The sequence below is a fragment of the Pseudomonas sp. Z3-6 genome (assembly GCF_051131985.1).
Taxonomy (GTDB): Bacteria; Pseudomonadota; Gammaproteobacteria; order Pseudomonadales; family Pseudomonadaceae; genus Aquipseudomonas; species Aquipseudomonas zanjanensis.
Genome location: NZ_CP071644.1, coordinates 674,850 through 701,402, shown reverse-complemented (window position 1 = coordinate 701,402; position 26,553 = coordinate 674,850). Strand labels below are relative to the sequence as shown.

Below are 26,553 nucleotides of genomic sequence, written 5' to 3'. Positions count from 1 at the left end.
ACAGAGGTCGAGCGCTATCGGGCAGTACGCCAGTCTGGTTTACTACCCGATACTTGGCCTAGACTCATCTCCTGAGTCGCGCCCGCGTCCCGCTTCGTTTTTAAGGCCTTATTTGCATGTCTGATCCTCGTTACCAAGTCGACGTCAGCGTCACCACCCGTTATCTGGCAGAACAGTCGCAACCCGAACATGACCGCTTCGCCTTCGCCTACAGTATTACCGTAAGCAACAACGGTTCGTTGCCGGCCAGGCTGTTGTCGCGGCACTGGGTCATCACCGACGGCGACGGTCACGTTGAAGAAGTGCGTGGTGAAGGCGTGGTCGGCCAGCAACCATTGATCGACGCCGGTAAAAGCCACAACTACAGCAGCGGGACGGTGATGACCACCAAGGTCGGCACCATGCAGGGCACCTACCAAATGCTGGCCGAGGACGGTACACGCTTCGATGCTGTCATCAAGCCGTTTCGCCTGGCTGTGCCCGGGGCCTTGCACTAATGGCCACCTACGCGGTCGGCGACCTGCAGGGCTGCCTCGACCCGCTCAAGTGTCTATTGGAGCGCGTCGCCTTCGATCCACAAAAAGACACGCTGTGGCTGGTGGGTGACCTGGTCAACCGCGGCCCGCAGTCCCTTGAGACGCTGCGCTTTCTCCACGGTATCCGCCAGTCGGTGGTGTGCGTACTCGGCAACCACGACCTGCACCTGCTGGCCACCTGGCAGAACATCGAGCGCCTGAAAAAATCCGATACCTTGAGCGAAATCCTCGCCGCCCCCGATTGCGTTGAATTGCTGGAGTGGCTGCGCCAGCAAAAGCTCATGCACTACGACGAGCAGCGCAACCTGGCGATGGTCCATGCCGGCATCCCGCCCCAGTGGTCCCTGCGCAAGGCGCTCAAGTGTGCGGCCGAGGTGGAACAGGCATTACGCGACGACAATTTGTTCGCGCCCTACCTGGATGGCATGTACGGCAACGAGCCGGTCAAGTGGGACAACGACCTCACCGGCAGCGCCCGCCTTCGCGTCATCACCAATTACTTCACGCGCATGCGCTTCTGCACCCGCGACGGCAAGCTCGACCTCAAGGGCAAGGAAGGCATCGAGACCGCACCACCCGGCTATGCCCCGTGGTTCAAGCACAGCGAGCGCAAGACCCGTCACTTGAAGATCATTTTCGGGCACTGGGCGGCGCTGGAAGGCCAGTGCGACGAACCCGGCGTCTTCGCCCTCGATACCGGCTGCGTGTGGGGCAGCGCCCTGACGCTGATGAACATCGACACCGGCGAGCAACTGCGCTGCGATTGCGACGAACAGGGCCACGCCAAAACCCACCCCCCAGCCACAGCACCATCGCCGGCCGGCACCGCCGTTTGACCGGCGTTGCGCCCACGCTACAGGAGTCCCCCATGACCGAATTCAAACGCATCCCCCCGGAACAGGCCCAAGCCCTGCGCGAGCAAGGCGCGGTCGTCGTCGATGTTCGCGACCCGGCCACTTTTGCCGCTTTGCATATCCGTGGCTCCAAACATCTGGATAACCATTCCATTGCCGATTTCATCCGTGCCGCCGACCTCGATGCGCCCACTGTCGTGGTCTGCTATCACGGCAATTCCAGCCAGAGCGCAGCCGCTTATCTGATCAGCCAGGGCTTCAGCGACGTCTACAGCCTCGACGGCGGATTTGAGCTATGGCGTGCGACTTATCCTGCAGAAACAGCGCAAGGCACCCACGAATAATTTTTTATCCCGGCCAAGCCCGCGTGAACCGTGGGCTTGAGCGATGGCAGACGAACGGTCTGCCACAACTAATTACGTATTCCACCTTTACCTCCCCGATTCCGAACTATCCTTAGCCTCAGGCCATCCAAAACAGGGGAGAGCCGGTACACCGGCGCGCGGGTCATCGGGAGTCAGCTTTCAGGAGCCTGCATTCTTGAAAGCATTCTGGGGGGTAAACGGCAACTGGGTCCCCAGGGGCTGTCCAGCATCGACTGATTGATCCGACACCGGCTCCACGTATCGAGCGAGGTGACGTCATGAGCATTTTTAGCCACTTCCAGCAACGTTTCGAGTCCACGCGGCAAGAGGAATACTCGCTGCAGGAATACCTCGAACTCTGCAAGCAGGACCGCAGTGCCTATGTGTCGGCTGCGGAGCGTCTGTTGCTGGCCATCGGAGAACCGGAGCTGCTGGATACCTCGACCAACTCGAGGCTCTCGCGCATCTTTTCCAACAAGGTGATTCGCCGCTATCCGGCCTTTGCGGACTTCCACGGGATGGAAGAATGCATCGAACAGATCGTGTCCTATTTCCGCCACGCCGCCCAAGGCCTGGAAGAGAAGAAGCAGATCCTTTATCTGCTCGGCCCCGTAGGTGGCGGTAAATCGTCCCTGGCCGAAAAACTCAAGCAACTGATCGAAAAAGTGCCCTTCTATGCCATCAAGGGCTCGCCGGTGTTCGAATCGCCCCTGGGGCTGTTCAACGCCACCGAGGACGGCGCGATCCTCGAAGAAGACTTCGGCATTCCACGCCGCTACCTCAATACCATCATGTCGCCATGGGCGACCAAGCGCCTGGCCGAGTTCGGCGGTGATATCAGCCAGTTCCGGGTGGTCAAGCTCTACCCCTCGATCCTCAACCAGATCGCGGTCGCCAAGACCGAGCCGGGTGACGAGAACAACCAGGACATCTCGGCCCTGGTGGGCAAGGTCGATATCCGCAAACTGGAAGAATTCCCACAGAACGACGCCGACGCCTACAGCTATTCGGGTGCGCTGTGCCGGGCCAACCAGGGCCTGATGGAATTCGTCGAAATGTTCAAGGCGCCCATCAAGGTACTGCACCCGCTGCTGACCGCTACCCAGGAAGGCAACTACAACAGTACAGAGGGCCTGGGGGCCATTCCGTTTACCGGCATTCTGCTGGCTCACTCCAACGAATCGGAATGGCATACCTTCCGCAACAACAAGAACAACGAAGCCTTCATCGACCGGATCTATATCGTCAAGGTGCCGTACTGCCTGCGAGTGAGCGATGAGGTGAAGATCTACGACAAGCTGTTGTTCAACAGTTCGCTGTCCAAGGCTCATTGCGCCCCCGACACCTTGAAAATGCTGGCCCAGTTCACGGTGCTGTCGCGCCTCAAGGAACCGGAAAACTCCAACATCTATTCGAAGATGCGCGTGTACGACGGTGAAAACCTCAAGGACACCGATCCCAAGGCCAAGTCGATCCAGGAGTACCGCGACAACGCGGGTGTGGACGAAGGGATGAACGGGCTGTCCACGCGCTTCGCGTTCAAGATCCTGTCCAAGGTCTTCAACTTCGACCCCCACGAGATCGCGGCCAACCCGGTTCACCTGCTGTATGTGCTGGAACAGCAGATCGAGCAGGAGCAATTCCAGGCCGAAACCCGCGAACGCTACCTGCGCTTCTTGAAGGAATACCTGGCACCGCGCTACATCGAGTTCATTGGCAAGGAGATCCAGACGGCGTACCTGGAGTCCTACAGCGAATACGGCCAGAACATCTTCGACCGCTATGTGCTGTATGCAGACTTCTGGATCCAGGACCAGGAATACCGCGACCCGGAAACCGGCGAGATACTCAACCGCGTGGCCCTCAACGAGGAACTGGAGAAAATCGAGAAACCAGCCGGCATCAGCAATCCGAAGGACTTCCGCAACGAAATCGTCAACTTCGTGCTGCGCGCCCGGGCCAACAACAACGGCAAGAACCCAACCTGGCTCAGCTATGAAAAGCTGCGGGTGGTCATCGAGAAGAAAATGTTCTCCAACACCGAAGACCTGCTGCCCGTAATCAGCTTCAACGCCAAGGCCAGCAAGGAGGACCAGCAAAAACACAACGACTTCGTCACACGCATGGTCGAACGTGGCTACACCGACAAACAGGTACGACTGCTTTCCGAGTGGTACCTGCGGGTCCGGAAATCGCAATAAGCAGCGGCAAGCTTCTAGCTACAGACTGCAAGGGAACGGCGTTGAGCCCAAGGCTCGACGCCACGCCCCTTACGGCTTGAGGCTTACGACTTGAAGCTCCCCCGGAGGGGCCTATGAGCTATGTGATCGACCGACGCCTTAATGGCAAGAACAAAAGCACGGTGAACCGCCAGCGGTTTCTGCGGCGTTACCGTGACCACATCAAGAAGGCCGTTGAAGAGGCGGTCAGCCGACGCTCCATTACCGACATGGAACACGGCGAACAGATCAGCATCCCCGGCCGCGACATCGACGAGCCGGTGCTGCACCATGGGCGCGGCGGCAAGCAGACCGTCGTGCACCCTGGCAACAAGGAGTTCACCAGTGGCGAGCATATCCCCCGTCCCCAAGGCGGAGGTGGCGGCAAGGGCCCCGGCAAGGCCGGCAACTCCGGCGAAGGCATGGATGAGTTCGTCTTCCAGATCACCCAGGAGGAATTCCTGGAGTTCATGTTCGAGGACCTGGAGCTGCCGAACCTGGTCAAGCGCAACCTGACCGGCACCGACACCTTCAAGACCGTGCGTGCCGGTATCAGCAATGAAGGCAACCCATCACGCATCAACATCATCCGCACCCTTCGCTCCGCCCACGCCCGGCGCATCGCGCTGTCGGGCAGCAGCCGGGCAAAGCTGCGCGAAGCCAAGGAAGAACTGGCTCGCCTCAAACGCGAAGAACCCGACAATTTCGGCGATATTCAAGACCTCGAAGCGGAAATCGAGAAGCTTAGCGCCCGCATCCATCGCGTCCCGTTCCTCGATACCTTCGACCTCAAGTACAACTTGCTGGTGAAGCAGCCAAACCCCAGCTCCAAGGCGGTGATGTTCTGCCTGATGGACGTTTCCGGCTCCATGACCCAAGCGACCAAGGACATCGCCAAGCGCTTCTTCATCCTGTTGTACCTGTTCCTGAAACGGAATTACGACAAGATCGACGTGGTGTTCATCCGCCATCACACCAGCGCCCGGGAAGTGGACGAAGAGGAGTTTTTCTACTCCAGGGAAACCGGCGGCACCATTGTGTCCAGCGCCCTGAAGCTGATGCAGGAAATCATGGCCGAACGCTACCCCGCCAACGAGTGGAACATCTATGCGGCCCAGGCGTCGGACGGCGACAACTGGAACGACGATTCACCGATCTGCCGTGACATCCTGATCAACCAGATCATGCCGTTCGTCCAGTACTACACCTATGTGGAAATTACCCCACGGGAACACCAGGCCTTGTGGTACGAATACGAACGGATTGCCGAAGCATTTTCCGACACGTTTGCCCAACAGCAACTGGTCTCGGCCGGGGATATCTACCCGGTCTTCCGTGAACTCTTCCAGCGCAGGTTAGTGACATGACCGCCAAAAAAGAGCAGAAGCGCCAGCCCATTTCCACCGGCTCCGAATGGACGTTCGAGCTGATCAAGGCCTACGACCGCGAAATCAGCCGTATCGCAGACCGTTATGCCCTGGACACCTACCCGAACCAGATCGAGGTGATCACCGCCGAGCAAATGATGGACGCCTACGCGTCGGTCGGCATGCCGCTGGGCTATCACCACTGGTCCTACGGCAAGCATTTCCTCAGTACCGAGAAATCCTACAGCCGCGGCCAGATGGGGCTGGCCTATGAGATCGTGATCAATTCCGACCCATGCATCGCCTACTTGATGGAAGAAAACACCATCTGCATGCAGGCTTTGGTGGTGGCGCATGCCTGCTACGGGCACAACAGCTTCTTCAAGGGCAACTACCTGTTCCGCACGTGGACCGATGCCAGTTCGATCATCGATTACCTGGTGTTCGCCAAGCAGTACATCATGCAATGCGAGGAGCGCCATGGGATCGACGCGGTGGAGGACTTGCTGGACTCCTGCCACGCCCTGATGAACTATGGCGTGGATCGCTACAAGCGCCCCTATCCGATTTCCGCCGAAGAGGAACGCCGACGCCAGAAGGACCGCGAAGAGCACCTGCAAAAACAGATCAACGACCTATGGCGCACCATTCCCAAAGGTGCCGACAAGTACAACGAAAAAGACAATGCCCGTTTCCCGGCCGAGCCCCAGGAGAACATTCTCTATTTCATTGAAAAACATGCGCCGTTGCTGGAGCCGTGGCAGCGGGAAATCGTGCGCATCGTGCGCAAGATTGCCCAGTACTTCTATCCACAGCGCCAGACCCAGGTGATGAACGAAGGCTGGGCCACGTTCTGGCACTACACGCTGATGAACGACCTGTACGACGAAGGCCTGGTCACCGACGGCTTCATGATGGAGTTCCTGACGTCCCATACCAGCGTGGTGTTCCAACCTGGCTTCGACAGCCCGTACTACAGTGGCATCAATCCTTACGCACTGGGCTTCGCCATGTACCGCGACATCCGGCGGATGTGCGAAAACCCTACCGAGGAAGATCGTCGCTGGTTCCCCGAGATCGCCGGCTCGGACTGGTTGTCCGCCATCAAATTCGCCATGAGCAGCTTCAAGGACGAAAGCTTCATCCTGCAGTACCTTTCACCCAAGGTGATCCGCGACCTGAAATTGTTCAGCATCCTTGATGACGATCAGAAAGATGACTTGGTGGTTCCTGCCATTCATGATGAGAGCGGCTACCGCATCATCCGCGAAACCCTGGCGGCGCAGTACAACCTGGGTAACCGCGAACCCAATGTGCAGATCTACAGCATCGATCGCCGCGGAGACCGCTCGCTGACCCTGCGCCACCAGGCCCACAACCGTAAACCTCTTGGTGACTCCACCGATGAGGTGCTCAAGCACCTGCATCGGCTCTGGGGTTTCGATATTCATCTGGAAACCCTGCAAGGCGACCAAGTGATGAAAACCCATCACGTCCCTCCAAGAAGCGAACAAGCCGAAGGCGACTATGGCCGCCTGGACCTGGCCGTCATCCATCTTTGATCCCGTTTTCGCCTCCAGAGGTCCGACGCAAAGGTTATCCTGTCGAACCAACGGAGGTTTTTTATGCAGATCTATAAAGTTGGCGGCGCCGTTCGCGATCGCCTGCTGGGCATTCCCGTCACCGACGTCGATCGGGTCGTGGTGGGGGCGACTGCCGAGGAAATGCTCGCCAAGGGTTTTCGCCCTGTGGGGGCCGACTTTCCAGTATTCCTCGACCCGAAGACTGGCGAGGAATACGCCCTCGCCCGCACTGAGCGCAAGAGCGGCCGCGGCTATGGCGGCTTCGTGTTCCATGCCAGCCCCGAAGTGACCTTGGAAGAAGACTTGGTTCGCCGGGACTTGACCATCAATGCCATGGCTGAAGATGACCATGGCAACCTGACCGATCCGTACCACGGCCAGCGCGATCTGGAAGCCCGGGTATTACGCCACGTTTCCCCCGCTTTCGCCGAAGATCCACTCCGAGTCCTGCGTGTTGCCCGATTTGCCGCCCGTTATGCGCCGCTGGGTTTCAAGGTGGCGGACGAAACCCTCGAACTGATGCGCCAGCTCAGTGAGTCCGGCGAATTGGAGGCGTTGACGGCCGAGCGCAGCTGGAAAGAAATTTCCCGCGCCCTCATGGAAAAACAGCCACAGGTATTTATCCAGGTGTTGCGCGACTGCACGGCGCTCAAGATCTTGATGCCCGAGGTCGACGCGCTGTTCGGCGTGCCGCAGCCTGAAGCCCATCACCCGGAAATCGATACCGGCGTCCACACCTTGAGCGTGCTGGAGCAGGCGGCATTGCACCAACAACCGTTAACGGTCCGCTGGGCCTGCCTGCTCCATGACTTGGGTAAAGGCCTGACACCTCAACACGAATGGCCGCGTCACATCGCCCATGAGCACACGGGCCTGAAGCTGATCAGAGCCGTCAGCGAACGCTTCAAGGCACCGCGGGACTGTCAGGAACTGGCGTTACTGGTTGGCCAGTACCACACCCATGGCCACCGTGCGCTTGAACTGAAGGCCTCTACTTTGCTTGAGCTGCTGCAAAGTTTTGATGTGTATCGTCGGCCCCAGCGCTTCGAGGAATTCATTGCGGCATGCGAGATGGATGCACGGGGGCGCAAGGGGCTCGAAGAGCGAAGTTATCCACAGGCTGAGTATCTGCGGGGCGCTGCGGCAGCGGCCCGCGCGGTGGCGGTGCAGCCTTTGCTGGAGAAGGGTTTCAAGGGGCCGCAGTTGGGAGAGGCAATCAAGCGTGAGCGCCTCAGGGCGTTGAAAGCCTACAAGGAAGCGGCGAACTGACAGGCGTTTTCAGGTCAACCGCCGTCATCGCGAGCAAGCTCGCTCCCACAGTGGATCTCGTTGAGCACAAGATAGGTGCACGCTGAAATCCTAATGTGGGAGCGAGCTTGCTCGCGATGACGGCAGCCGTCTCACAACAGATTCGACGGCGTAAGCGGCTGGCCTCGCCATTCGAAAGCCACCGGTGCCAGCACCTGGTCGATCTGCGCTTCTTCCCACAGCGTGGCGAAGCTCTTGCCCACGCCCGGATGAATTCGATCCGGCGCCATCAATGACAAAGGCCACAGGACGAAGGCGTTCTTGAGAATTTCCGCGCGCGGCAGGATCAGCCCATCGAAGTTGCCGACCTGTTCGCCATACAACAACACGTCGATATCCAGTGGCAATCCCTTGCGGTCCGGCGCATAGCGACCGTTATCCGCCTCGATGAACTTGAGGCGACGGTCCAATTCCATCAGCGGCAGATCCGTGAAGGCCGAGACGACAAAATTGAAGAACGGCCCGCTCTTGATCCCCACCGGCTGGCTCTCGAACACGGCTGAACAGCGCATGTCCACGAGGAATCCAGCCAAGGCCTCAAGACCGGCGCACAAATGGGTTTCGCGCTCGATATTGCTGCCGAGCCCGAGAAAAACCTGAGTCAGCGACATCCGCGCTCGATCTCCACGCCAACGCCGCTGGCCGCCGGTACGGCGCCAGGCTTGGTCACTTTCAGACGCAACCAGGTGATCTTGAACTCGTCCATGAGCTCCTGGGCCAGTCGTTCGGCGAAGGTCTCGACCAACTGGAACTGCGCCTGCTCGGCAAACGCCTGGATGCGCGACGACACGCTGGCGTAGTCGAGCGCCAGGGTCAGGTCGTCGCCTGCGGCGGCCGGGCGGTTGTCCCAGGCGAAGCTCAGGTCAAGCCGCAGGCACTGTCGGATGCCTCGCTCCCAGTCGTAGGCACCGATTACCGTGTCGACTTCCAGGCCCTCGATAAACACTCTGTCCAAGCACTCTTCTCCGCAGCACGACAAGGGCGCGATGCCCCGTTAGAATCAGGGCGTCCTCGCCCGGAATAGTTAGCATGTTTTGGTTACTGGCGATTCTCGCCTACCTGCTCGGCTCGCTGTCCTTCGCCATTTTGCTCAGCCGCCTGACCGGTCGCCCGGATCCGCGAATGAGTGGCTCGGGCAATGCCGGCGCCACCAACATGCTGCGCCTGGCCGGACGCAAACTCGCCATCCTGACCCTGCTGGGCGACCTCTGCAAAGGCCTTGTCCCGGTACTGATCGCCAGCCTTGCAGGGCTTTCGTTGCAGCAACAGGCCTGGATCGGCGTCTGCGCCGTCATCGGCCATCTATTCCCGCTGTACTTTCGCTTTCGTGGCGGCAAGGGTGTCGCCACCGCCGCCGGCATGCTGCTGGGCCTGTACCCGCCCGCCGCCCTGCTGGCTGTCTGTGCCTGGCTGCTGACGTTCTACCTGACCCGCACCAGCTCCCTGGCCGCGCTGATCGCCACACCGCTGACCCTGCCGTTACTGGCCTGGCAGGAACCGGCGGCCTTGCTGCCAATGACCGCGCTGGTTGCCCTGATCGTCTGGCGTCACCGCGGCAATCTACGCGACCTGTTCGCCGGGCGCGAACGGCATTTTTAAATAACGTTTCACAAGGGTGCCAACTGCTCCATGGGCCAGCGCGCCTGCACGCTGATCGCCAGGCTTTCCTGCTGGCCGGCCTGCAAACGCTGGCAGCCGGCAAAGGCAATCATCGCACCGTTATCTGTGCAGAACTCCGGCCGGGCGTAGTAAACGTCGCCCTTCATGTCGCCGAGCATTTTCTCCAACGATGTCCGCAAGGCCTTGTTCGCACTCACGCCGCCGGCGATGACTAACCGCTTGAGTCCGGCCTGCTTCAGGGCACGCTTGCACTTGATGGTCAAAGTCTCCACCACGGCCTGCTGGAACGCCAGTGAGATGTCGCAACGGGCTTGTTCACTGTCGTCCCCGGCGCTGACGCACTGCTGCCAGGTGTTCAGGGCGAAGGTCTTCAGCCCACTGAAACTGAAATCCAGGCCGGGACGGTCGCACATCGGCCGCGGGAACACGAAACGCCCCTCGACCCCTTGCGTCGCCAGCCGGGAAATTTCCGGCCCGCCTGGATAATTGAGTCCCATCATTTTTGCGGTTTTGTCGAACGCTTCGCCGGCGGCATCGTCGAGGGTTTCGCCGAGCAGCTCGTATTGGCCGATTCCATCGACCCGGATGAGCTGCGTATGGCCACCCGAAACCAACAAAGCGACGAACGGGAACTCTGGTGGTTGCGACTCCAGCATCGGCGCCAGCAAATGGCCTTCCATGTGATGCACGCCCAAGGCTGGAATGCCCCAGGCAAAGGCCAGCGCCTGGGCACAGGAAGCGCCCACCAGCAACGCGCCCACCAGGCCCGGGCCGGCGGTGTAGGCGATGCCGTCGATCTCGGTCGGCACGCAGCCGGCTTCAGCCAGGACCTGACGGATCAAGGGCAGCATGCGTTTGACGTGATCGCGAGAGGCAAGCTCGGGCACCACCCCGCCGTAGGCGCGATGCAGGTCGATCTGGCTGAACAGCGCGTCGGCCAGCAAGCCGCGCTCACTGTCGTAAAGTGCGACACCGGTTTCGTCGCAGGAGGTTTCTAATCCCAGTACTAGCATGGGTTTGCGCCTTGTAGAGGCTGAATTCGAAGGCGCGCATAATAGTCGCCGCGTTGTGCCCCGACCAGCGGTTTTCGATCAGAGGCTTTGCATTCCGAGCGATGAGGGGTTAACATCCGCAACCCTTAAAAACCGACGTCTTCAAGTGCTCTTTTGCCGCGAGGATGTTGACCCCGGTAATGAATGAAGGTAGCTCTGGATGCCAGCCGTCAAAGTAAAAGAGAACGAACCCTTCGACGTAGCTCTGCGTCGTTTCAAGCGCTCCTGCGAAAAAGCCGGTGTTCTGGCTGAAGTTCGTAGCCGCGAATTCTACGAGAAGCCGACTTCTGAGCGTAAGCGCAAGGCAGCAGCCGCTGTTAAGCGTCACGCCAAGAAAGTTCAGCGCGAACAGCGCCGCGCCGTACGTCTGTACTAATACACAGACGTCCGTAGCAAGCTTCTGCCAAGCCCGGCCTTCAAGCCGGGCTTATGGCATTTGCGGAATAACGCTTGATGCTTCACCGTCAAAGCCGCAGACGCGACCAAGACAACCGCTTCACTGCGTCAGACCTGGCTCTTTTGCCAGCGGTGCACGTCTTTCCTGACGAGCCTTCCAAGGCTACCGACGAGCACACCCTGATTCCTCTAACGACGATCAGCCCAAGGCACCTACCTGCGTGCCCGCTTCATGAGCTATCCGAGGCCCGACCGGCCGTTACCGGACTCAGCGCAACACATTCAAACAGTCGAATACTGATAGTTATTAACGTCAGTGGATTATCGGCAGATACACTTCCCGACAGCGATGATGCAGACGACCCGGTCGAGCCACCGATTCAGCGTGCCTCAAACCCAGACCCGGTTACGCCTGCCGATTTCGGGCCCCTATTTCGCGCAGTGATGATGAGAACGCCATGGCCGGGCTGATTCCCCAGAGCTTTATTGACGACCTCCTGAACCGCACCGACATCGTCGACGTGGTCAGCTCTCGCCTGCAAATGAAGAAAGCAGGCAAGAACTACACCGCCTGCTGCCCGTTTCACAAAGAGAAAACCCCCTCCTTCAGCGTCAGCCCCGACAAGCAGTTCTACTATTGCTTCGGTTGCGGCGCTGGCGGCAACGCCCTCGGCTTCATCATGGACCACGACAACCTGGACTTTCCCCAGGCCGTCGAAGAACTGGCCAAAGCCGCGGGCATGGAAATTCCCCGGGAGGAAAGCGGTCGACAACACAAGCCGCGCCAACCGACCGATTCGCCGCTCTACCCGCTACTGACGGCTGCAGCCGATTTCTATCGCCAGGCCCTCAAAAGCCATCCGGCGCGCAAGGCCGCGGTGGATTATCTCAAGGGCCGCGGCCTGACTGGCGAAATCGCCCGGGACTTCGGCCTCGGCTTCGCCCCGCCCGGCTGGGACAACCTGTACAAGCACTTAAGCAGCGACACACTGCAGCAGCGCGCCATGATCGACGCCGGCCTGCTGATCGAAAACGCCGAAACCGGCAAGCGCTACGACCGCTTCCGCGACCGGGTCATGTTTCCGATCCGCGACACACGCGGGCGGATCATCGCCTTTGGTGGCCGGGTACTGGGCGACGACAAGCCGAAATACCTGAACTCTCCGGAAACCCCGGTATTCCATAAGGGCCAGGAACTCTACGGCCTGTACGAAGCGCGCAAGAACAACCGCAACCTCGACGAAATCATCGTCGTCGAAGGCTACATGGATGTGATCGCCCTGGCCCAGCAAGGCTTGCGCAACGCCGTCGCGACCCTGGGCACGGCCACCAGCGAAGAACACATGAAGCGCCTGTTTCGCGTGGTGCCCAACGTGCTGTTCTGCTTCGACGGCGACCAGGCCGGCCGTAACGCCGCCTGGCGCGCACTGGAGGCCACCTTGCCATGCCTGCAGGATGGGCGCCGGGCACGTTTTCTGTTCCTGCCCGAGGGCGAGGACCCGGACACCCTGGTGCGCTCCGAGGGTACCGACGCGTTCCGTGCGCGGATCAACCAGCACGCACAACCGTTGGCCGATTATTTTTTCCAGCAGTTGACCGAAGAAGCCGACCCACGCTCCCTCGAAGGCAAGGCCCACATGGCCACCCTCGCGGCACCGCTGATCGACAAGGTGCCCGGCGCCAACCTGCGCACACTCATGCGCCAGCGCCTGACCGAGATCACCGGGCTGAACAGCGAAGCGGTCAATCAACTGGTGCACAGCGCCCCCCAGGAGGCGCCACCCGCTTATGACCCGGGCATCGATTACGACGCGATGCCGGATTTCGCCGACTATCATCAACCCCAGCAGGATTACGCCCCCCAGCAGGAATGGACACCGAAAAAACCCGGCAGTGGCGGCAAGAAATGGGACAAAAAACCCTGGGACAAGAACGGCAAGCGCGGCGATCGCGACCAACCACGTGCCCCGCGCGTGCCGGCCGCCGTCGAACCACCAACACTGGCCGCCCTGCGCACCTTGCTGCATCACCCGCAACTGGCGGAGAAAGTCGAGGACGCAGGGCACTTCGCCGCCGAGGACCACAGCAATACACAATTGCTGGTGGCACTCCTTGAAGCCGTGCAGAAGAACCCCAAGCTAAACTCGTTCCAGTTGATCGCACGGTGGCACGGTACCGAGCAGGGACGCCTCTTGAAGGCCCTGGCCGAGAAGGAATGGCTGATTGAGGGAGACAACCTTGAACAACAGTTTTTCGACACCATTACTAGCTTGTCCGCCCGCCAACGCGAGCGAAACCTGGAACAACTTCTGCGAAAAGCTCGCCAGAGTGAGTTGACCAGCGAAGAGAAAAACCAATTGCGCGACTTACTCAGCCGCAATGTTTGCGCATCAAACCCGACCTCAACTGGCGCGTGAGGTCACAGCTCAGGTATAATCCTCGGCTTGTTTTTTGCCCGCCAAGACCTTCAGTGGATAGGGTGTTATGTCCGGAAAAGCGCAACAGCAGTCTCGTATCAAAGAGTTGATCCTATTGGGTCGTGAGCAGGGCTACCTGACTTACGCGGAGGTCAACGACCACCTGCCGGAGGATATTTCAGATCCGGAACAGGTGGAAGACATCATCCGCATGATCAACGACATGGGGATCAACGTATTCGAGGTTGCTCCAGATAAGGATGCCCTTATGCTGGCCGACGCCGATACCGACGAGGCGGCCGCTGAAGAAGCGGCCGCAGCGTTGGCAGCGGTCGAGACCGACATTGGTCGCACCACGGACCCCGTGCGCATGTACATGCGTGAAATGGGTACGGTAGAGCTCCTCACACGTGAAGGCGAAATCGAAATCGCCAAGCGTATTGAAGAAGGCATCCGCGAAGTGATGGGCGCAATCGCGCACTTCCCTGGCACGGTTGACCATATTCTCTCCGAGTACACCCGCGTCACCACCGAAGGTGGCCGCCTGTCTGACGTCCTGAGCGGCTATATCGACCCGGACGACGGCATTGCGCCGCCTGCCGCCGAAGTGCCGCCGCCGATCGACGCGAAAGCCGTCAAGGCCGACGACGACACCGATGACGACGACGCCGAAGCCAGCGACGACGAGGAAGAAGCCGAAAGCGGTCCGGATCCGGTCATCGCCGCACAGCGTTTCGGCGCCGTGGCCGACCAGATGGAAATCACCCGCAAGGCGCTGAAGAAGCATGGCCGCAACAACAAGCAGGCGATCGCCGAGCTGTTGGCACTGGCCGAGCTGTTCATGCCGATCAAGCTGGTACCGAAGCAATTCGAAGGCCTGGTCGAGCGTGTTCGCAGTGCCCTGGATCGCCTTCGTCAGCAAGAGCGCGCGATCATGCAGCTCTGCGTGCGTGACGCCCGCATGCCACGTGCCGATTTCCTGCGCCAGTTCCCTGGCCACGAAGTCGACGAAAGCTGGACCGATGCATTGGCCAAGGGCAAGAGCAAATATGCTGAAGCCATTGCCCGCCTGCAGCCGGACATCGTTCGTTGCCAGCAAAAGCTGAGTGCGCTGGAGGCCGAGACCGGCCTGAGCATCGCCGAGATCAAGGACATCAACCGTCGCATGTCGATCGGCGAGGCCAAGGCCCGTCGCGCGAAGAAAGAGATGGTCGAAGCGAACTTGCGCCTGGTGATCTCCATCGCCAAGAAGTACACCAACCGCGGCCTGCAATTCCTCGACCTGATCCAGGAAGGCAACATCGGCCTGATGAAGGCGGTGGACAAGTTCGAATACCGTCGCGGCTACAAGTTCTCGACTTATGCCACCTGGTGGATCCGTCAGGCGATCACTCGCTCGATCGCCGACCAGGCCCGCACCATCCGTATTCCGGTGCACATGATCGAGACGATCAACAAGCTCAACCGCATTTCCCGGCAGATGTTGCAGGAAATGGGTCGCGAACCGACGCCGGAAGAGCTGGGCGAACGCATGGAAATGCCTGAGGACAAGATCCGCAAGGTATTGAAGATCGCCAAAGAGCCGATCTCCATGGAAACCCCGATCGGCGATGACGAAGACTCCCATCTGGGTGACTTCATCGAAGACTCCACCATGCAGTCTCCGATTGATGTCGCCACGGTCGAGAGTCTCAAGGAAGCGACTCGCGAAGTGCTCTCCGGCCTCACTGCCCGTGAAGCCAAGGTACTGCGCATGCGCTTCGGCATCGACATGAATACCGACCACACCCTTGAGGAAGTCGGTAAGCAGTTCGATGTGACCCGTGAGCGGATTCGCCAGATCGAAGCCAAGGCGTTGCGCAAACTGCGCCACCCGACGCGAAGCGAGCATCTGCGCTCCTTCCTCGACGAGTGACCTTCAAAACCCCCGGCCCTGCCGGGGGTTTTGTTATGCACAGATAAAATCCCCTTCGTTACGCTCCTCACCACCCTGTTGCCCGTCTACACTCGACTCATCCTCACCAAGCCATGACGAGACAGTGATGCCCAGACTGACGGCCGCGCTTTTGCTGTCATTGATGACCTGGACCGCAACAGCTGGCGCGTTGACGCTCACCGACGAGGAGCTCCGCTGGCTCAAGGACCACCCCGACCTGCGCCTGGGTGTCGACGCCTCCTGGCCGCCGTTTGAGTTCCGCGACGATCAAGGCCGTTACCAGGGCCTGGCCGCCGATTACATCGAGATCATCCGTGAACGATTGGCCGTCAAGGTCACCCCGATCGAGCCGGTCAGCTGGACGGCCGTGCTGGAGCAAGTCGCACAAGGCAAGATCGATCTTTTGCCAGGCATCATGTCCACCCCGGAGCGCCAGAATTACCTGGCATTTACCCGCCCCTACCTGGACTTCCCCATTGTCATCCTGGCTCATCACGGTGGCGCCCGGCCTCACAACCTCAAGGAACTGTACGGGCTGAAGATCGCCGTGGTGGAGAACTATGCCCCCCATGAATTGCTACGCAACCATCATCCCGACCTGAACCTGGTGGCACTGCCCAACGTCAGCTCAGCCCTGCAAGCACTGGCGACCGACGAAGTGGATGCGGTAGTGGGCGATCTGGCTTCCAGTGTCTGGAGCCTGCGCCAACTCAAGCTCGAAGGCCTTTATGTCAGCGGTGAAACGCCCTATCGCTATCAGCTAGCAATGGCCGTCCCTCAAGACAACAAGATATTGGTCAGTATCCTGGATAAGGTCATCGCGGACATGAGCCCGGCCGAGGTCGCCGAGATCCAGCAAAAATGGGTCGGCAATGTGCATGACTACCGCCAGCTCTGGTCGGACTTGCTGCTGTATGGCCTGCCGGCGCTGCTGCTCCTGGTCGGCATATTGGCGGTGGTGATTCGCATCAACCGCCGGCTCAGTTCGGAGATCGCCCGACGGGTCGAGCTTGAGCAGGAGCTGCGCAGCAGCGAATACCATTACCGTGGGCTGGTGGAGAGCCTGTCGGCCATTGCCTGGGAGGCAAGGGTCAGCGATTTCACCTACAGCTACGTATCGCCCCACGCCGAAGACCTGTTGGGCTATCCCCTCTCCCATTGGCTGGTCCCAGGTTTCTGGCGCAACATCATTCATCCGGCCGACCTGATCCGTGCCCAGAGCTACTGTGATCAAGAAGTATTGGCGGGGCGCGACCACTGCATCGATTACCGGGTGATCACCGCCGATGGCCGCTGTCTGTGGGTACGCGATATTGTCAGCCTGATCGAACACGGGCACGAACCGCTGATGCGCGGGTTGATGATCGATATCAGTGAAGCCAAGCGTACCGAGGAAGCCCTACGTCTTTCGGAGCAGAAATTTGCCTCGGTGTTCCGCCAGTGCCCGGATATCCTGGTGATTGCACGGCTGTTTGACGGTTGCCTGCTGGAGGTCAACAAGGCCTTCGAAGAGCAGATCGGCTTGAGTGCCGCAGACGTGATAGGGCGCAGCGCAACCGCACTGGATATCTGGGGCATCCAGGGTGTGGGGCCGGGCCTGTTGCAGCGTTTGCAGGCTGGCAGCATCCGCAACCTGGAAATGCCCTTTCGCCGCAGCAATGGCCAGGTGTTCACCGGGCTGATCTCCGCCGAGCCCTTCGACCTCGACACGACGCCCGCCCTGGTCGTGGTGGTGCGAGACATCAGCCAGCTCAAGGAAACCCAGCAACAACTGCAGACATCCGAAGAGAAGTTCGCCAAGGCATTCCACGCCTCGCCCGATGGATTGCTGCTGTCCCGGCAAAGCGATGGCTTGCTGATTGAAGTCAACGAAGGATTCAGCCGCATTACCGGCTTCAACAGCGCCCTGTCGGTCGACCGCTCTACCCTGGACCTGGGCATCTGGGTCAATCTCAACGAGCGCAAGCAGATGCTCGACCTGCTGAAACGGGACGGCTTCGTCAGGGATTTCAGCTGCCATATCCGTCGCAACGACGGGCAGATACGGCTCTGCGAAGTGTCCAGCCGCCCGCTGCCCATCGGCAACGAAGATTGCATGCTGACCATCGCCCGGGACATTACCGAACGTCACCTGATGCAGGAAAAACTGCAACAGGCCGCCACCGTGTTCGAAAGCACTGCCGAAGGCGTGCTGATCACCGATACCCAACAACACATCAGCGCCGTGAACCGGGCGTTCACCGAAATCACCGGCTACAGCGAAACCGAAGCCCTGGGCCACACACCCCGGCTGTTGGCTTCCGGCCTGCATGACAGCGCGTTTTACGCGGCGATGTGGCACCAGTTGACAGCGGAGGGGCACTGGCAGGGAGAAATCTCCAACCGACGCAAGAACGGCGAGCTGTACCCCAGTTGGCTGACCATCAGCGCGGTGCGCAATCGGGACCGACAGATCACCCATTTCGTCGCCGTCTTCGCCGATATCTCCAGCCTCAAACACGCCCAGGCCCGGCTCGATTACCAGGCTCACCACGACCCGCTGACGGGCCTACCCAATCGCACACTGTTCGAAAGCCGCTTGTTGGCGGCCCTCAACAGCCAACAGGAAAACGGCGGCCAGGGTGCCGTGCTGTTCCTGGACCTGGACCGCTTCAAGCACATCAATGACAGCCTCGGACACCCGGTCGGCGACCTGCTGCTCAAGGGCATCGCCGTGCGCTTGCGCGAGCAGTTGCGTGACATCGACACCGTGGCGCGCCTGGGCGGCGACGAGTTCATTATCCTGCTGCCGGGCCTGCAACAGCCCAGCGATGCCGAGCACATCGCCCAGAAACTGTTGAACTGCTTTACCGCACCGTTCCAGGCCGGCGAACACGAGTTCTTCATCAGCGCCAGCATCGGCACCAGCCTCTACCCGCAGGATGGCTGCGACGTCGCCACGCTGGTCAAGAATGCCGACGCGGCGATGTACCGCTCCAAGGCCAAGGGGCGCAACCGGGTGGAGAAATACACCCGCGACCTCACCGCCCAGGCCAGCGAGCGCGTGGCCTTGGAACACGAGCTGCGCCGGGCGATTGAACGCAACGAGCTGTCACTGTCCTTCCAACCGAAAATCAGCCTCGTCGACAATCGATTGGTAGGCGCTGAGGCACTGATTCGCTGGAATCACCCGACATTTGGCGACGTTCCGCCCGAACACTTCATCCCGCTGGCGGAAGAAAACGGCATGATCCTGCAAATTGGCGATTGGGTTCTGGAACGTGCCTGCCGGCAGCTGTGCGAATGGAACAGCACCTACGAAAGCCTCGGCCCACTGTCGGTCAACCTGGCCGGTGCCCAACTGCGTCAACCCAACTTGCTGGGGCGTATCGAACAACTGCTGCGCGAACACCAACTCAAGCCCGACCTATTGCAACTGGAAATTACCGAAAACTTCATCATGAGCCAGGCCGAAGAGGCCCTGACGGTGCTGCACCAGCTGAAAAAGCTTGGCGTGCAACTGGCCATCGACGACTTCGGCACGGGCTATTCCTCCCTGAGTTATCTCAAGCGCCTGCCGCTAGACATCCTCAAGATCGACCAGTCCTTCGTCCGCGGCCTGCCCGATGATCCCCACGATGTGGCCATCGTGCGGGCAATCATCGCCCTGGGCCGCAGCATGCAATTCACCATCATCGCCGAGGGCGTCGAAACCCTGGCCCAGCAGCAATTCCTGACCGAAGAGGGTTGCGAACAGATCCAGGGCTACATCGTCAGCCTGCCCCTGTGCGCCGAGGAGTTCGCCGCAACGTTTCTATGTGTGTCCGTATCGGATTTTTCGGATAGCACAGCCGAGAAACCGTCGCTATAATCCGCGGCCTACTGAGGGCCTATAGCTCAGTTGGTTAGAGCAGAGGACTCATAATCCTTTGGTCCACGGTTCGAGTCCGTGTGGGCCCACCAAATTAAAAGCCGCGCATTGCGCGGCTTTTGAGTTTTCAGAAAGTGATAACGCCCTATCCGAAGGTGTAAGGTCGTCATCAGTCGAACACTCCCTGGATTTCGTCAAGCGTGGGCATTGCAGCCGGCACCACGGCGAACTCACAATCCAGAGCTCCCAGGATTCGCGCGTAGGCGAGCATGCCCACCGACAGGTCACCCTTTTCAATGGCGATGACCTTCTGCCGGGTGATACCCGCCAAAGTAGCGAGATCGGCTTGGGTCAGACCGCGATTCAGGCGGCGCTGCCGGACCTGTTGGCCAAGACGCGTTGTGATAAGGGCATAGTCCATGTTCTGTATACGCAACAAACCAATTGAGATGTAACGTATACCTAACTTGTAAAAAAATCAAAACCGCTGTGTCCCACAGGGGAGCAGTTCTCCCCGTTAGCCTCTTTCACTCCATTACAATAAAAATCCCTCCCCTCACCGAGACGCCCATCATCGCCAGCCCCAGCCTCCCCCGCCTGTTTCTTGAACTGTTCTGGCAACTCGGCATCCTCCTGGTACCAGCCTTTTTCGTCACAATACTGCCGCCCCCATTGGCCTTGCTGGCGGTAGTCTGCCTCGGACTGCTAATGGGCCTTGCCGCTCGCCTGGGCTTTTTGGCGATGGGCCGGGGCATTGCCCGGCTGACGGTCGGCGCGGTGTTTGGCCTGGGTTTCAGCCTGGGTCGGGCGTTGCCTGAGTGGTGGGGCATTTTGGTGGCGATTGTCGGCATCATCGTCGGGCTCGCCTGCGTCAGTAGCTGGGAGCGGCGCCTTGGGTTGGCACCCGTTTCCAGCAAAGGGCCGAGTGCCTGGGGTGGAAATGAGCCATTGCTGACCCCTGAAGGCGAGCCGATCCGGGTCTTCAACCACAGTGAGATCGCCATGGGCGGCCCCACCTATTGCGACTATATGTTCCCCGATGGTGCCCTCCTTCTCGGCTTGGGTTCCTCGGCCCTGTTCTCCCGCGACGGGCGCTACTTCGCCGCGACAATACCGTCCAGGCAGAACTGGGGCCTGCTGATTCTCGACCGCCAGCAGCGTCAGGTGTATCGCTGCGCCGACAGCGAGCTCTGGGAGCTGGACGCTTTTGACCTCGGCGTTTTGAGCGGGCGCCATAGCCCACTGGTGAACGACAGCGTTCGCGAAGTTCGGTTGCCTGAGCTATTCCAGACGGCCAGTGTTACGCACCTGCTACCCTTCGCTGACCTGTGGCTGGAATCCGATTGGCATCCCGAACAGGTTCAACAGACCTTTGAACGGCACTCCACCGATGGCCAGCACTGCCTGCGGGGCGACATCGCCTTGCCCGCGACCTTTCGCAACCTGGCCCAGCCGCTGGAACCGCTGATTTCCCCGCGCTATACCATCAGCATCAACGGGCAACCCTCCGGCCTGCGGATGGCGGCCGATGCGCCGTTGATCTGGAGCAGCGATCATCGCGCCCTGGTGTGCCTGGCTCAGGCGCAAGATCCCCAAGCAGATGGCGACCAGTATTGGTTGTGGCAGCTCGACAACGGTTGGCGGGCCTTGCCTTCGCCCTGGGTGAGGCGGGAAGCGGAACCATCCTTCTACTGGCATGAATTGCTGGGCCTCGACACCAACCACGTGTTTATCGGCTCGTACCTCGACTATGCGCGACCGGGCTCCGGCCGGTATGGCTATCGCCTGGACAGCATCCACGGCGATACCGAGACCCAGGCCGGTCACGACGCCCAAGGGCGCGTGCAGGTTGGCGAATTTATGCTGACCCTCATGACCATCGCGATGCCGTTGGACAGCCAAGGCCAGCGCGGCGATTCATTCATTGAAACGCAACCGATGCAGGACGGAGTACGCGCGCGGTTGACCTGGCTTGTCGATAATTCCGACGGGCTGGGAGGCTATCGCTGCCAGATCGGTGGCTGGCACTTGCCGGGAAGTTGGCTGCTGGATCACCGCGTCTCTGGCTGCGGACGTTACCTGGCACTGCTGCCCTTCGAACAGTCAACGACCGTAACCACCCATGGGGTGGTTGCCGACGTGAAGGATCGACGCCTGCTGGTAGGACCGCCGATGTGGGTGCAGCGCATCCTCGATTTTCGTGATGGCCGGCTGAGCCTGGCGGTGGTTGCCGGTCGTCTTGACCAGGATCTGGACAGCAGCGCGCTACAACGCTTCAACATTCCTGCGCCGCCGATTGGCGGTGATCCGGCATTCTTTCATCCCGACGAACGCTCCCGGCTGTTCTACAACACCGTGGAGCTGCAGGTGACGGGCTCACAATTGCACAGCATCGCCCCCTGGCGCCTGGTGGATTGTCCGCAAGTGGCCAACGCCGACGGCGACTTCATCCTGCCCGCGCCTGACCATCGGGATGCCGCCTGGTTGTTTGGCAGCGAAACGGAATATGCCGACAGTTGGGTGCGTGCCCAGACGCCCCGGCTCGGAGGCCATCTGCTGACAGCCTCTGGCTGCGCGTTGGTCGACTTGGCGCCCTCGATGATCTGGTCGACGGATGCCCGTTACCTCGCCCTGACTTGCATGGCGACCGATGCGGCAGAACTGTGTGGCAGCTACCGGGGCTGGCAATTATTACTTCTGGACGTCCAGCAGCACACGTTGCGGGTGCACCCACAATGGCTGGGCAACCGGCCGCTGTTTGAACGCTTCGACGAGCAACTGCATGTACGTTGCTTTGAGCGCGATTGGGCAGCCGAAGACGATGAGGACCCTGGTTCAGTGCAGGCGTTCTCCCTGGATGCTCTGTTGCAGTTGCCCGCTGAACAGTTGGTTTGCCAGGACGGTTTCTGGTTCAGGGTTTCACAGGTGTACCAGGCCCCCGTCTGGCGCGCACTGGCTTTGCCTGCCATTGGCTATTTCGCACGTGAGAGCCTGTAACATGCTCGCCATCGAATGCCTGCGCCGGAGCCCACCTTGACTGATACCCGCCCCCCCGTCCTCGACGAAATCGACCGGCAACTGATCGCGGCGCTGCAAATCAACGCCCGGGAAAGCGTCGCGATGCTGGCTCGGCAACTGGGCATCGCCCGCACGACCGTGACGTCGCGGCTGGCGCGCCTGGAAAAGACCAAGGTGATTACCGGCTATGGCGTGCGCCTGGGCCAACGGGTGATTGACGGAGGCTTGCAGGCTTACGTCGGCATCAAGGTACAACCGCGCTCCGGCAAGGACGTGCTGCGACGCCTGAGCGCCATGGCCCAGGTCCAACAGTTGTGCGCGGTCAGCGGTGAGTTCGATTACGTCGCCTGGCTGCGCACCGACTCTCCAGAACAGCTGGATCAACTGCTGGACCAGATTGGCAGCGTGGATGGCGTGGAGAAAACCACCACCTCGATCATCCTCAGCAGCAAGATCGATCGGGGCCAGCCCGTCTAGCCCTGCGCAACTTAACCCGTGGGAGCGAGCAAGCTCGCTCCCATAGGGGAAATCGTCAGTTATGGTGCTTGATAGGCAAAGTTTTCGATTCTGACCTGCCCCTCCGGAAAGGTCGCGATAATCTCCAATTCGCCTCCCATGGCACGGATGTAATTTCGCAACGTGCTGATGTACATATCCGTACGGCGCTCCATTTTCGAGACCGCCGCCTGGTTGATATGCAGCGACTTGGCCAAGGCCTCCTGGCTCAACTCCTGCGCTTGGCGCAACTCGTGCAATGGCATCTCTGCACGCAACTTCTGATACAGAGCTTGTGCACGCGCCTGGGAGTCAGGCGCACGACGCGCCATCAAGTCGGAAAATTTCTTAGCCATTGTCACAGCCCTCTCTCTTCAATACTTCCAAATGCTCGTCATAGAGGCGTTCGGCCAAGGGCACATATTCCTGATACCAGCGGTCCCGGCCAGTTTTGTCTCCCCCGATCAGGAGGATGGCGCAGCGGCGCGGATCAAACGCATAGAGCACACGATAAGGCCTACCTGCGTGTTGCACTCGTAATTCACGAAGGTTGCCATGACGCGAACCTTTGATATCACTGGTGTGAGGAAAGCCCAGATAAGGCCCGGTGTCGCCGAGCAGCATTACCGAAGCCTGTACCGAGTCTTGCTCTGACGCACGGAGACAGTTCCACCACATCTCAAATTCATCCGTGTATTCAACGTCCCATTTCATACAAATATGCCACCTGGGTTATATAACCTCAAGGGAATAACCATAGAAGTAACGGCGGGTATCTGCTCCCGTTGATTGCGCAAGTAATTGTTAGGGAGAGTTTCTGTGGGAGGCTGGCTTCGTCATTAAGACTGAACAATTGGTCAAAATGACTGGAACATATTCAAAACGACGACATATTGTGTCTTATTAACGTGTTCCACCCTCCCTAGAATGGCTGGCATCTTTCCTATACTCAGACGCGAAGCCGCGTCGAGTCGTCCATCAAGGTCAGCCATGAACAAGAACAATCGCCACCCAGCAGACGGTAAGAAGCCCATCACCATTTTCGGGCCGGACTTTCCTTTCGCCTTTGACGACTGGATCGAACATCCGGCCGGCCTGGGCAGCATTCCCGCGCACCACCAGGGTACGGAAGTGGCGATTGTCGGTGCTGGGATCGCCGGTCTGGTGGCGGCGTACGAGCTGATGAAGCTGGGACTCAAGCCCGTGGTCTACGAGGCGTCGAAGATGGGTGGGCGCCTGCGCTCACAGGCGTTCAACGGCGCTGAAGGGGTAATCGCCGAGCTGGGCGGCATGCGTTTTCCGGTGTCGTCCACCGCGTTCTACCACTACGTCGACAAACTGGGGCTGGAGACCAAACCGTTTCCCAACCCGCTGACCCCGGCGTCCGGCAGTACGGTTATCGACCTGGAAGGCCAGACCTATTACGCCCAGAAACTGGCGGACCTTCCCGCACTGTTCCAGGAAGTCGCCGACGCCTGGGCCGATGCGCTTGAGGATGGCTCGCGCTTCGGCGACATCCAGCAGGCGATCCGCGACCGCGACGTGCCACGCCTCAAGGAGCTGTGGAACACCTTGGTGCCCCTCTGGGACGACCGCACCTTCTACGACTTCGTCGCCACCTCCAAGGCGTTCGCCAAGCTCTCGTTCCAGCACCGCGAAGTGTTCGGCCAGGTCGGTTTCGGCACGGGCGGTTGGGATTCTGATTTCCCCAATTCGATGCTGGAAATCTTCCGCGTCGTGATGACCAACTGCGACGACCACCAGCATCTGGTGGTCGGTGGCGTCGAACAGGTACCTCACGGCATCTGGAACCACGTGCCGGAACGCTGTGCGCACTGGCCCGAAGGAACCAGCCTGAATTCGCTGCACCTGGGCGCCCCCCGCAGCGGCGTGAAGCGCATTGCCCGTGCGGCCGATGGCCGGTTCAGCGTGACGGACGTCTGGGAAAACACCCGCGAGTACGCCGCCGTGCTGGTCACCTGCCAGAGCTGGCTACTGACCACCCAGATCGAATGTGAAGAAGCGCTGTTCTCGCAAAAGATGTGGATGGCCCTGGACCGCACCCGCTACATGCAATCGTCCAAGACATTCGTGATGGTCGACCGGCCGTTCTGGAAGGACAAGGACCCGGAGACCGGCCGCGACCTGATGAGCATGACCCTGACCGACCGCCTGACCCGTGGCACCTATCTGTTCGACAACGGCGACGACAAGCCCGGCGTGATTTGCCTGTCGTATTCCTGGATGAGCGATGCGCTGAAAATGCTTCCGCATCCGGTGGAAAAACGCGTGAAGCTGGCCCTCGATGCCCTGAAGAAGATCTACCCCAAGGTGGACATCGCCGCACGCATCATTGGCGATCCGATCACCGTGTCCTGGGAAGCGGATCCGCATTTCCTCGGCGCCTTCAAGGGCGCCTTGCCCGGCCACTATCGCTACAACCAGCGCATGTACGCGCATTTCATGCAGGACGACATGCCGACCGAACAACGCGGGATCTTTATCGCCGGCGATGACGTCTCATGGACACCTGCCTGGGTCGAAGGCGCGGTACAAACCTCACTCAATGCCGTGTGGGGAATCATGAAGCACTTCGGCGGAGAAACTCACGCCGAGAACCCGGGTCCAGGTGATGTGTTCCACGAGATCGGTCCGATCGCCCTGCCCGAATAAAAGGAGTTTTTGATGCGTGTAGCCCTCTACCAATGCCCACCGCTGCCACTGGATCCAGCCGGCAACCTGCAACGCCTGCACCAGGTGGCGCTGGAGGCCAGGGGCGCCGATGTGCTGGTGCTGCCGGAGATGTTCATGACCGGCTACAACATCGGCGTCGACGCGGTGAATGTATTGGCCGAGGTCTACAACGGCGAGTGGGCGCAACAGATCGGCCGCATTGCCAAGGCGGCCGGCCTGGCGATCGTCTATGGCTACCCCGAACGCAGCGAAGACGGGCAGATCTACAACGCCGTGCAGTTGATCGACGCTCAGGGCGAGCGCCTGGCCAACTACCGCAAGAGCCACCTGTTCGGTGACCTCGATCACGCCATGTTCAGCGCCGGCGACTCAGCGCTGCCTATCGTCGAGCTCAACGGCTGGAAGCTCGGCCTGCTGATCTGCTACGACCTGGAGTTCCCGGAGAACGCCCGCCGCCTGGCCCTGGCCGGCGCCGAGCTGATCCTGGTGCCGACCGCCAATATGCAACCCTACGAGTTCATCGCGGACATCACCGTCCGTGCCCGCGCCATCGAAAACCAGTGTTTCGTGGCCTACGCCAACTACTGCGGCCACGAAGGTGAACTGCTGTATTGCGGCCAAAGCAGCATCGCCGCACCGAATGGCAGCCGACCGGCGCTTGCGGGGTTGGACGAGGCGTTGATCGTCGCAGAGCTGGATCGACAACTGATGGACGATTCCCGAGCGGCCTACAACTACCTGCATGATCGCCGCCCCGAGCTTTACGACGACCTGCACAAACACTGATTGAGGATTGAGAACGCGGCCTAATCCGCTAGCATGAGCGCATCTTTGTTCTGGAAG

General features: G+C 60.1%; 22 protein-coding genes and 1 tRNA gene. 17 read left to right on the top strand and 6 right to left on the bottom strand.

Features of this window, described 5'->3' with window-relative positions:
* Positions 1 to 116 precede the first annotated feature (116 nt).
* The 7 genes from apaG to J3P88_RS03090 all read left to right on the top strand — a co-directional run bounded on the left by apaG (position 117) and on the right by J3P88_RS03090 (position 8,193).
* Complete coding sequence (gene apaG, locus J3P88_RS03120; protein ID WP_434573963.1) at positions 117 to 497, top strand: Co2+/Mg2+ efflux protein ApaG; 381 nt, start codon at positions 117 to 119, stop codon at positions 495 to 497.
* Positions 497 to 1,372: a symmetrical bis(5'-nucleosyl)-tetraphosphatase gene (locus J3P88_RS03115; protein WP_434573961.1), complete on the top strand. Its 876-nt coding sequence runs from the start codon at positions 497 to 499 to the stop codon at positions 1,370 to 1,372. The genes apaG and J3P88_RS03115 overlap by 1 nt, the downstream gene beginning before the upstream one ends.
* Positions 1,373 to 1,404: 32 nt before the next feature.
* Positions 1,405 to 1,734, top strand: coding sequence for a thiosulfate sulfurtransferase GlpE (gene glpE / locus J3P88_RS03110; RefSeq protein ID WP_434573960.1), 330 nt, complete (start codon positions 1,405 to 1,407; stop codon positions 1,732 to 1,734).
* Positions 1,735 to 2,033: 299 nt separating this feature from the next.
* Positions 2,034 to 3,956, top strand: a complete 1,923-nt coding sequence (locus J3P88_RS03105; protein WP_003177689.1) for a PrkA family serine protein kinase — start codon at positions 2,034 to 2,036, stop codon at positions 3,954 to 3,956.
* A 113-nt stretch (positions 3,957 to 4,069) separates the two neighbouring features.
* Positions 4,070 to 5,341 carry a YeaH/YhbH family protein gene (locus J3P88_RS03100; protein WP_003206179.1) on the top strand — a complete coding sequence of 424 codons (1,272 nt, stop codon included), beginning with the start codon at positions 4,070 to 4,072 and terminating at the stop codon, positions 5,339 to 5,341.
* Complete coding sequence (locus J3P88_RS03095) at positions 5,338 to 6,903, top strand: SpoVR family protein (RefSeq protein WP_186706962.1); 1,566 nt, start codon at positions 5,338 to 5,340, stop codon at positions 6,901 to 6,903. Before J3P88_RS03100 ends, J3P88_RS03095 begins: the two co-directional genes overlap by 4 nt.
* A gap of 63 nt (positions 6,904 to 6,966) precedes the next feature.
* On the top strand, positions 6,967 to 8,193 hold the full coding sequence (locus J3P88_RS03090; RefSeq protein ID WP_434573957.1) for a multifunctional CCA addition/repair protein: 1,227 nt from the start codon (positions 6,967 to 6,969) through the stop codon (positions 8,191 to 8,193).
* 131 nt (positions 8,194 to 8,324) lie between these two features.
* Here J3P88_RS03090 and folK read toward each other — a convergent pair whose 3' ends face one another.
* Together folK and folB are read right to left on the bottom strand one after the other, a co-directional pair.
* Complete coding sequence (folK, locus tag J3P88_RS03085; RefSeq protein WP_186729599.1) at positions 8,325 to 8,843, bottom strand: 2-amino-4-hydroxy-6-hydroxymethyldihydropteridine diphosphokinase; 519 nt, start codon at positions 8,841 to 8,843, stop codon at positions 8,325 to 8,327.
* Entirely contained in the window at positions 8,834 to 9,187 is a 354-nt protein-coding gene (gene folB / locus J3P88_RS03080) for a dihydroneopterin aldolase (protein WP_039590767.1), read from the bottom strand. The genes folK and folB overlap by 10 nt, the downstream gene beginning before the upstream one ends.
* A 74-nt stretch (positions 9,188 to 9,261) precedes the next feature.
* On the opposite strand from folB, the gene plsY reads away from it, so the two are divergent.
* Positions 9,262 to 9,831, top strand: coding sequence for a glycerol-3-phosphate 1-O-acyltransferase PlsY (gene plsY, locus J3P88_RS03075; RefSeq protein ID WP_003206189.1), 570 nt, complete (start codon positions 9,262 to 9,264; stop codon positions 9,829 to 9,831).
* A gap of 8 nt (positions 9,832 to 9,839) precedes the next feature.
* Here plsY and tsaD read toward each other — a convergent pair whose 3' ends face one another.
* Positions 9,840 to 10,865: a tRNA (adenosine(37)-N6)-threonylcarbamoyltransferase complex transferase subunit TsaD gene (gene tsaD, locus J3P88_RS03070; protein ID WP_186706959.1), complete on the bottom strand. Its 1,026-nt coding sequence runs from the start codon at positions 10,863 to 10,865 to the stop codon at positions 9,840 to 9,842.
* 199 nt (positions 10,866 to 11,064) lie between these two features.
* Between tsaD and rpsU the strand changes: the two genes are divergently transcribed.
* The 5 genes from rpsU (at position 11,065) to J3P88_RS03045 (ending at position 19,595) form a co-directional block, all read left to right on the top strand.
* A complete protein-coding gene (gene rpsU, locus J3P88_RS03065) occupies positions 11,065 to 11,280 on the top strand; it encodes a 30S ribosomal protein S21 (RefSeq protein WP_002551877.1) in 216 nt (71 codons plus the stop codon).
* Between the two features lie 478 nt (positions 11,281 to 11,758).
* Positions 11,759 to 13,717 (top strand): DNA primase, encoded by a 1,959-nt coding sequence (gene dnaG / locus J3P88_RS03060; protein WP_024616738.1) that lies wholly within the window; start codon positions 11,759 to 11,761, stop codon positions 13,715 to 13,717.
* 67 nt (positions 13,718 to 13,784) lie between these two features.
* Positions 13,785 to 15,632, top strand: a complete 1,848-nt coding sequence (gene rpoD / locus J3P88_RS03055; protein WP_186706958.1) for an RNA polymerase sigma factor RpoD — start codon at positions 13,785 to 13,787, stop codon at positions 15,630 to 15,632.
* 127 nt (positions 15,633 to 15,759) lie between these two features.
* Positions 15,760 to 19,503, top strand: a complete 3,744-nt coding sequence (locus J3P88_RS03050) for a bifunctional diguanylate cyclase/phosphodiesterase (protein ID WP_186706957.1) — start codon at positions 15,760 to 15,762, stop codon at positions 19,501 to 19,503.
* 15 nt (positions 19,504 to 19,518) lie between these two features.
* Positions 19,519 to 19,595: transfer RNA gene (locus J3P88_RS03045), tRNA-Ile, on the top strand.
* Between the two features lie 77 nt (positions 19,596 to 19,672).
* Here J3P88_RS03045 and J3P88_RS03040 read toward each other — a convergent pair.
* Positions 19,673 to 19,924, bottom strand: coding sequence for a helix-turn-helix transcriptional regulator (locus J3P88_RS03040; RefSeq protein ID WP_434573952.1), 252 nt, complete (start codon positions 19,922 to 19,924; stop codon positions 19,673 to 19,675).
* Between the two features lie 287 nt (positions 19,925 to 20,211).
* Between J3P88_RS03040 and J3P88_RS03035 the strand changes: the two genes are divergently transcribed.
* Positions 20,212 to 22,500 (top strand): hypothetical protein, encoded by a 2,289-nt coding sequence (locus J3P88_RS03035; protein WP_434573950.1) that lies wholly within the window; start codon positions 20,212 to 20,214, stop codon positions 22,498 to 22,500.
* 36 nt (positions 22,501 to 22,536) lie between these two features.
* On the top strand, positions 22,537 to 22,998 hold the full coding sequence (locus J3P88_RS03030) for an Lrp/AsnC family transcriptional regulator (protein WP_018607342.1): 462 nt from the start codon (positions 22,537 to 22,539) through the stop codon (positions 22,996 to 22,998).
* 59 nt (positions 22,999 to 23,057) lie between these two features.
* Here the strand turns inward: J3P88_RS03030 and J3P88_RS03025 are convergent, their stop codons facing one another.
* Both J3P88_RS03025 and J3P88_RS03020 read right to left on the bottom strand, forming a co-directional pair.
* Positions 23,058 to 23,372 (bottom strand): XRE family transcriptional regulator, encoded by a 315-nt coding sequence (locus J3P88_RS03025; RefSeq protein WP_186706953.1) that lies wholly within the window; start codon positions 23,370 to 23,372, stop codon positions 23,058 to 23,060.
* A complete protein-coding gene (locus J3P88_RS03020; protein ID WP_186706952.1) occupies positions 23,365 to 23,730 on the bottom strand; it encodes a type II toxin-antitoxin system RelE/ParE family toxin in 366 nt (121 codons plus the stop codon). The genes J3P88_RS03025 and J3P88_RS03020 overlap by 8 nt, the downstream gene beginning before the upstream one ends.
* A gap of 276 nt (positions 23,731 to 24,006) precedes the next feature.
* Between J3P88_RS03020 and J3P88_RS03015 the strand changes: the two genes are divergently transcribed.
* Both J3P88_RS03015 and J3P88_RS03010 read left to right on the top strand, forming a co-directional pair.
* Positions 24,007 to 25,689, top strand: coding sequence for a flavin monoamine oxidase family protein (locus J3P88_RS03015; RefSeq protein WP_434573947.1), 1,683 nt, complete (start codon positions 24,007 to 24,009; stop codon positions 25,687 to 25,689).
* 12 nt (positions 25,690 to 25,701) lie between these two features.
* Positions 25,702 to 26,496, top strand: a complete 795-nt coding sequence (locus J3P88_RS03010) for a carbon-nitrogen hydrolase family protein (RefSeq protein ID WP_411385795.1) — start codon at positions 25,702 to 25,704, stop codon at positions 26,494 to 26,496.
* Positions 26,497 to 26,553: the final 57 nt, after the last annotated feature.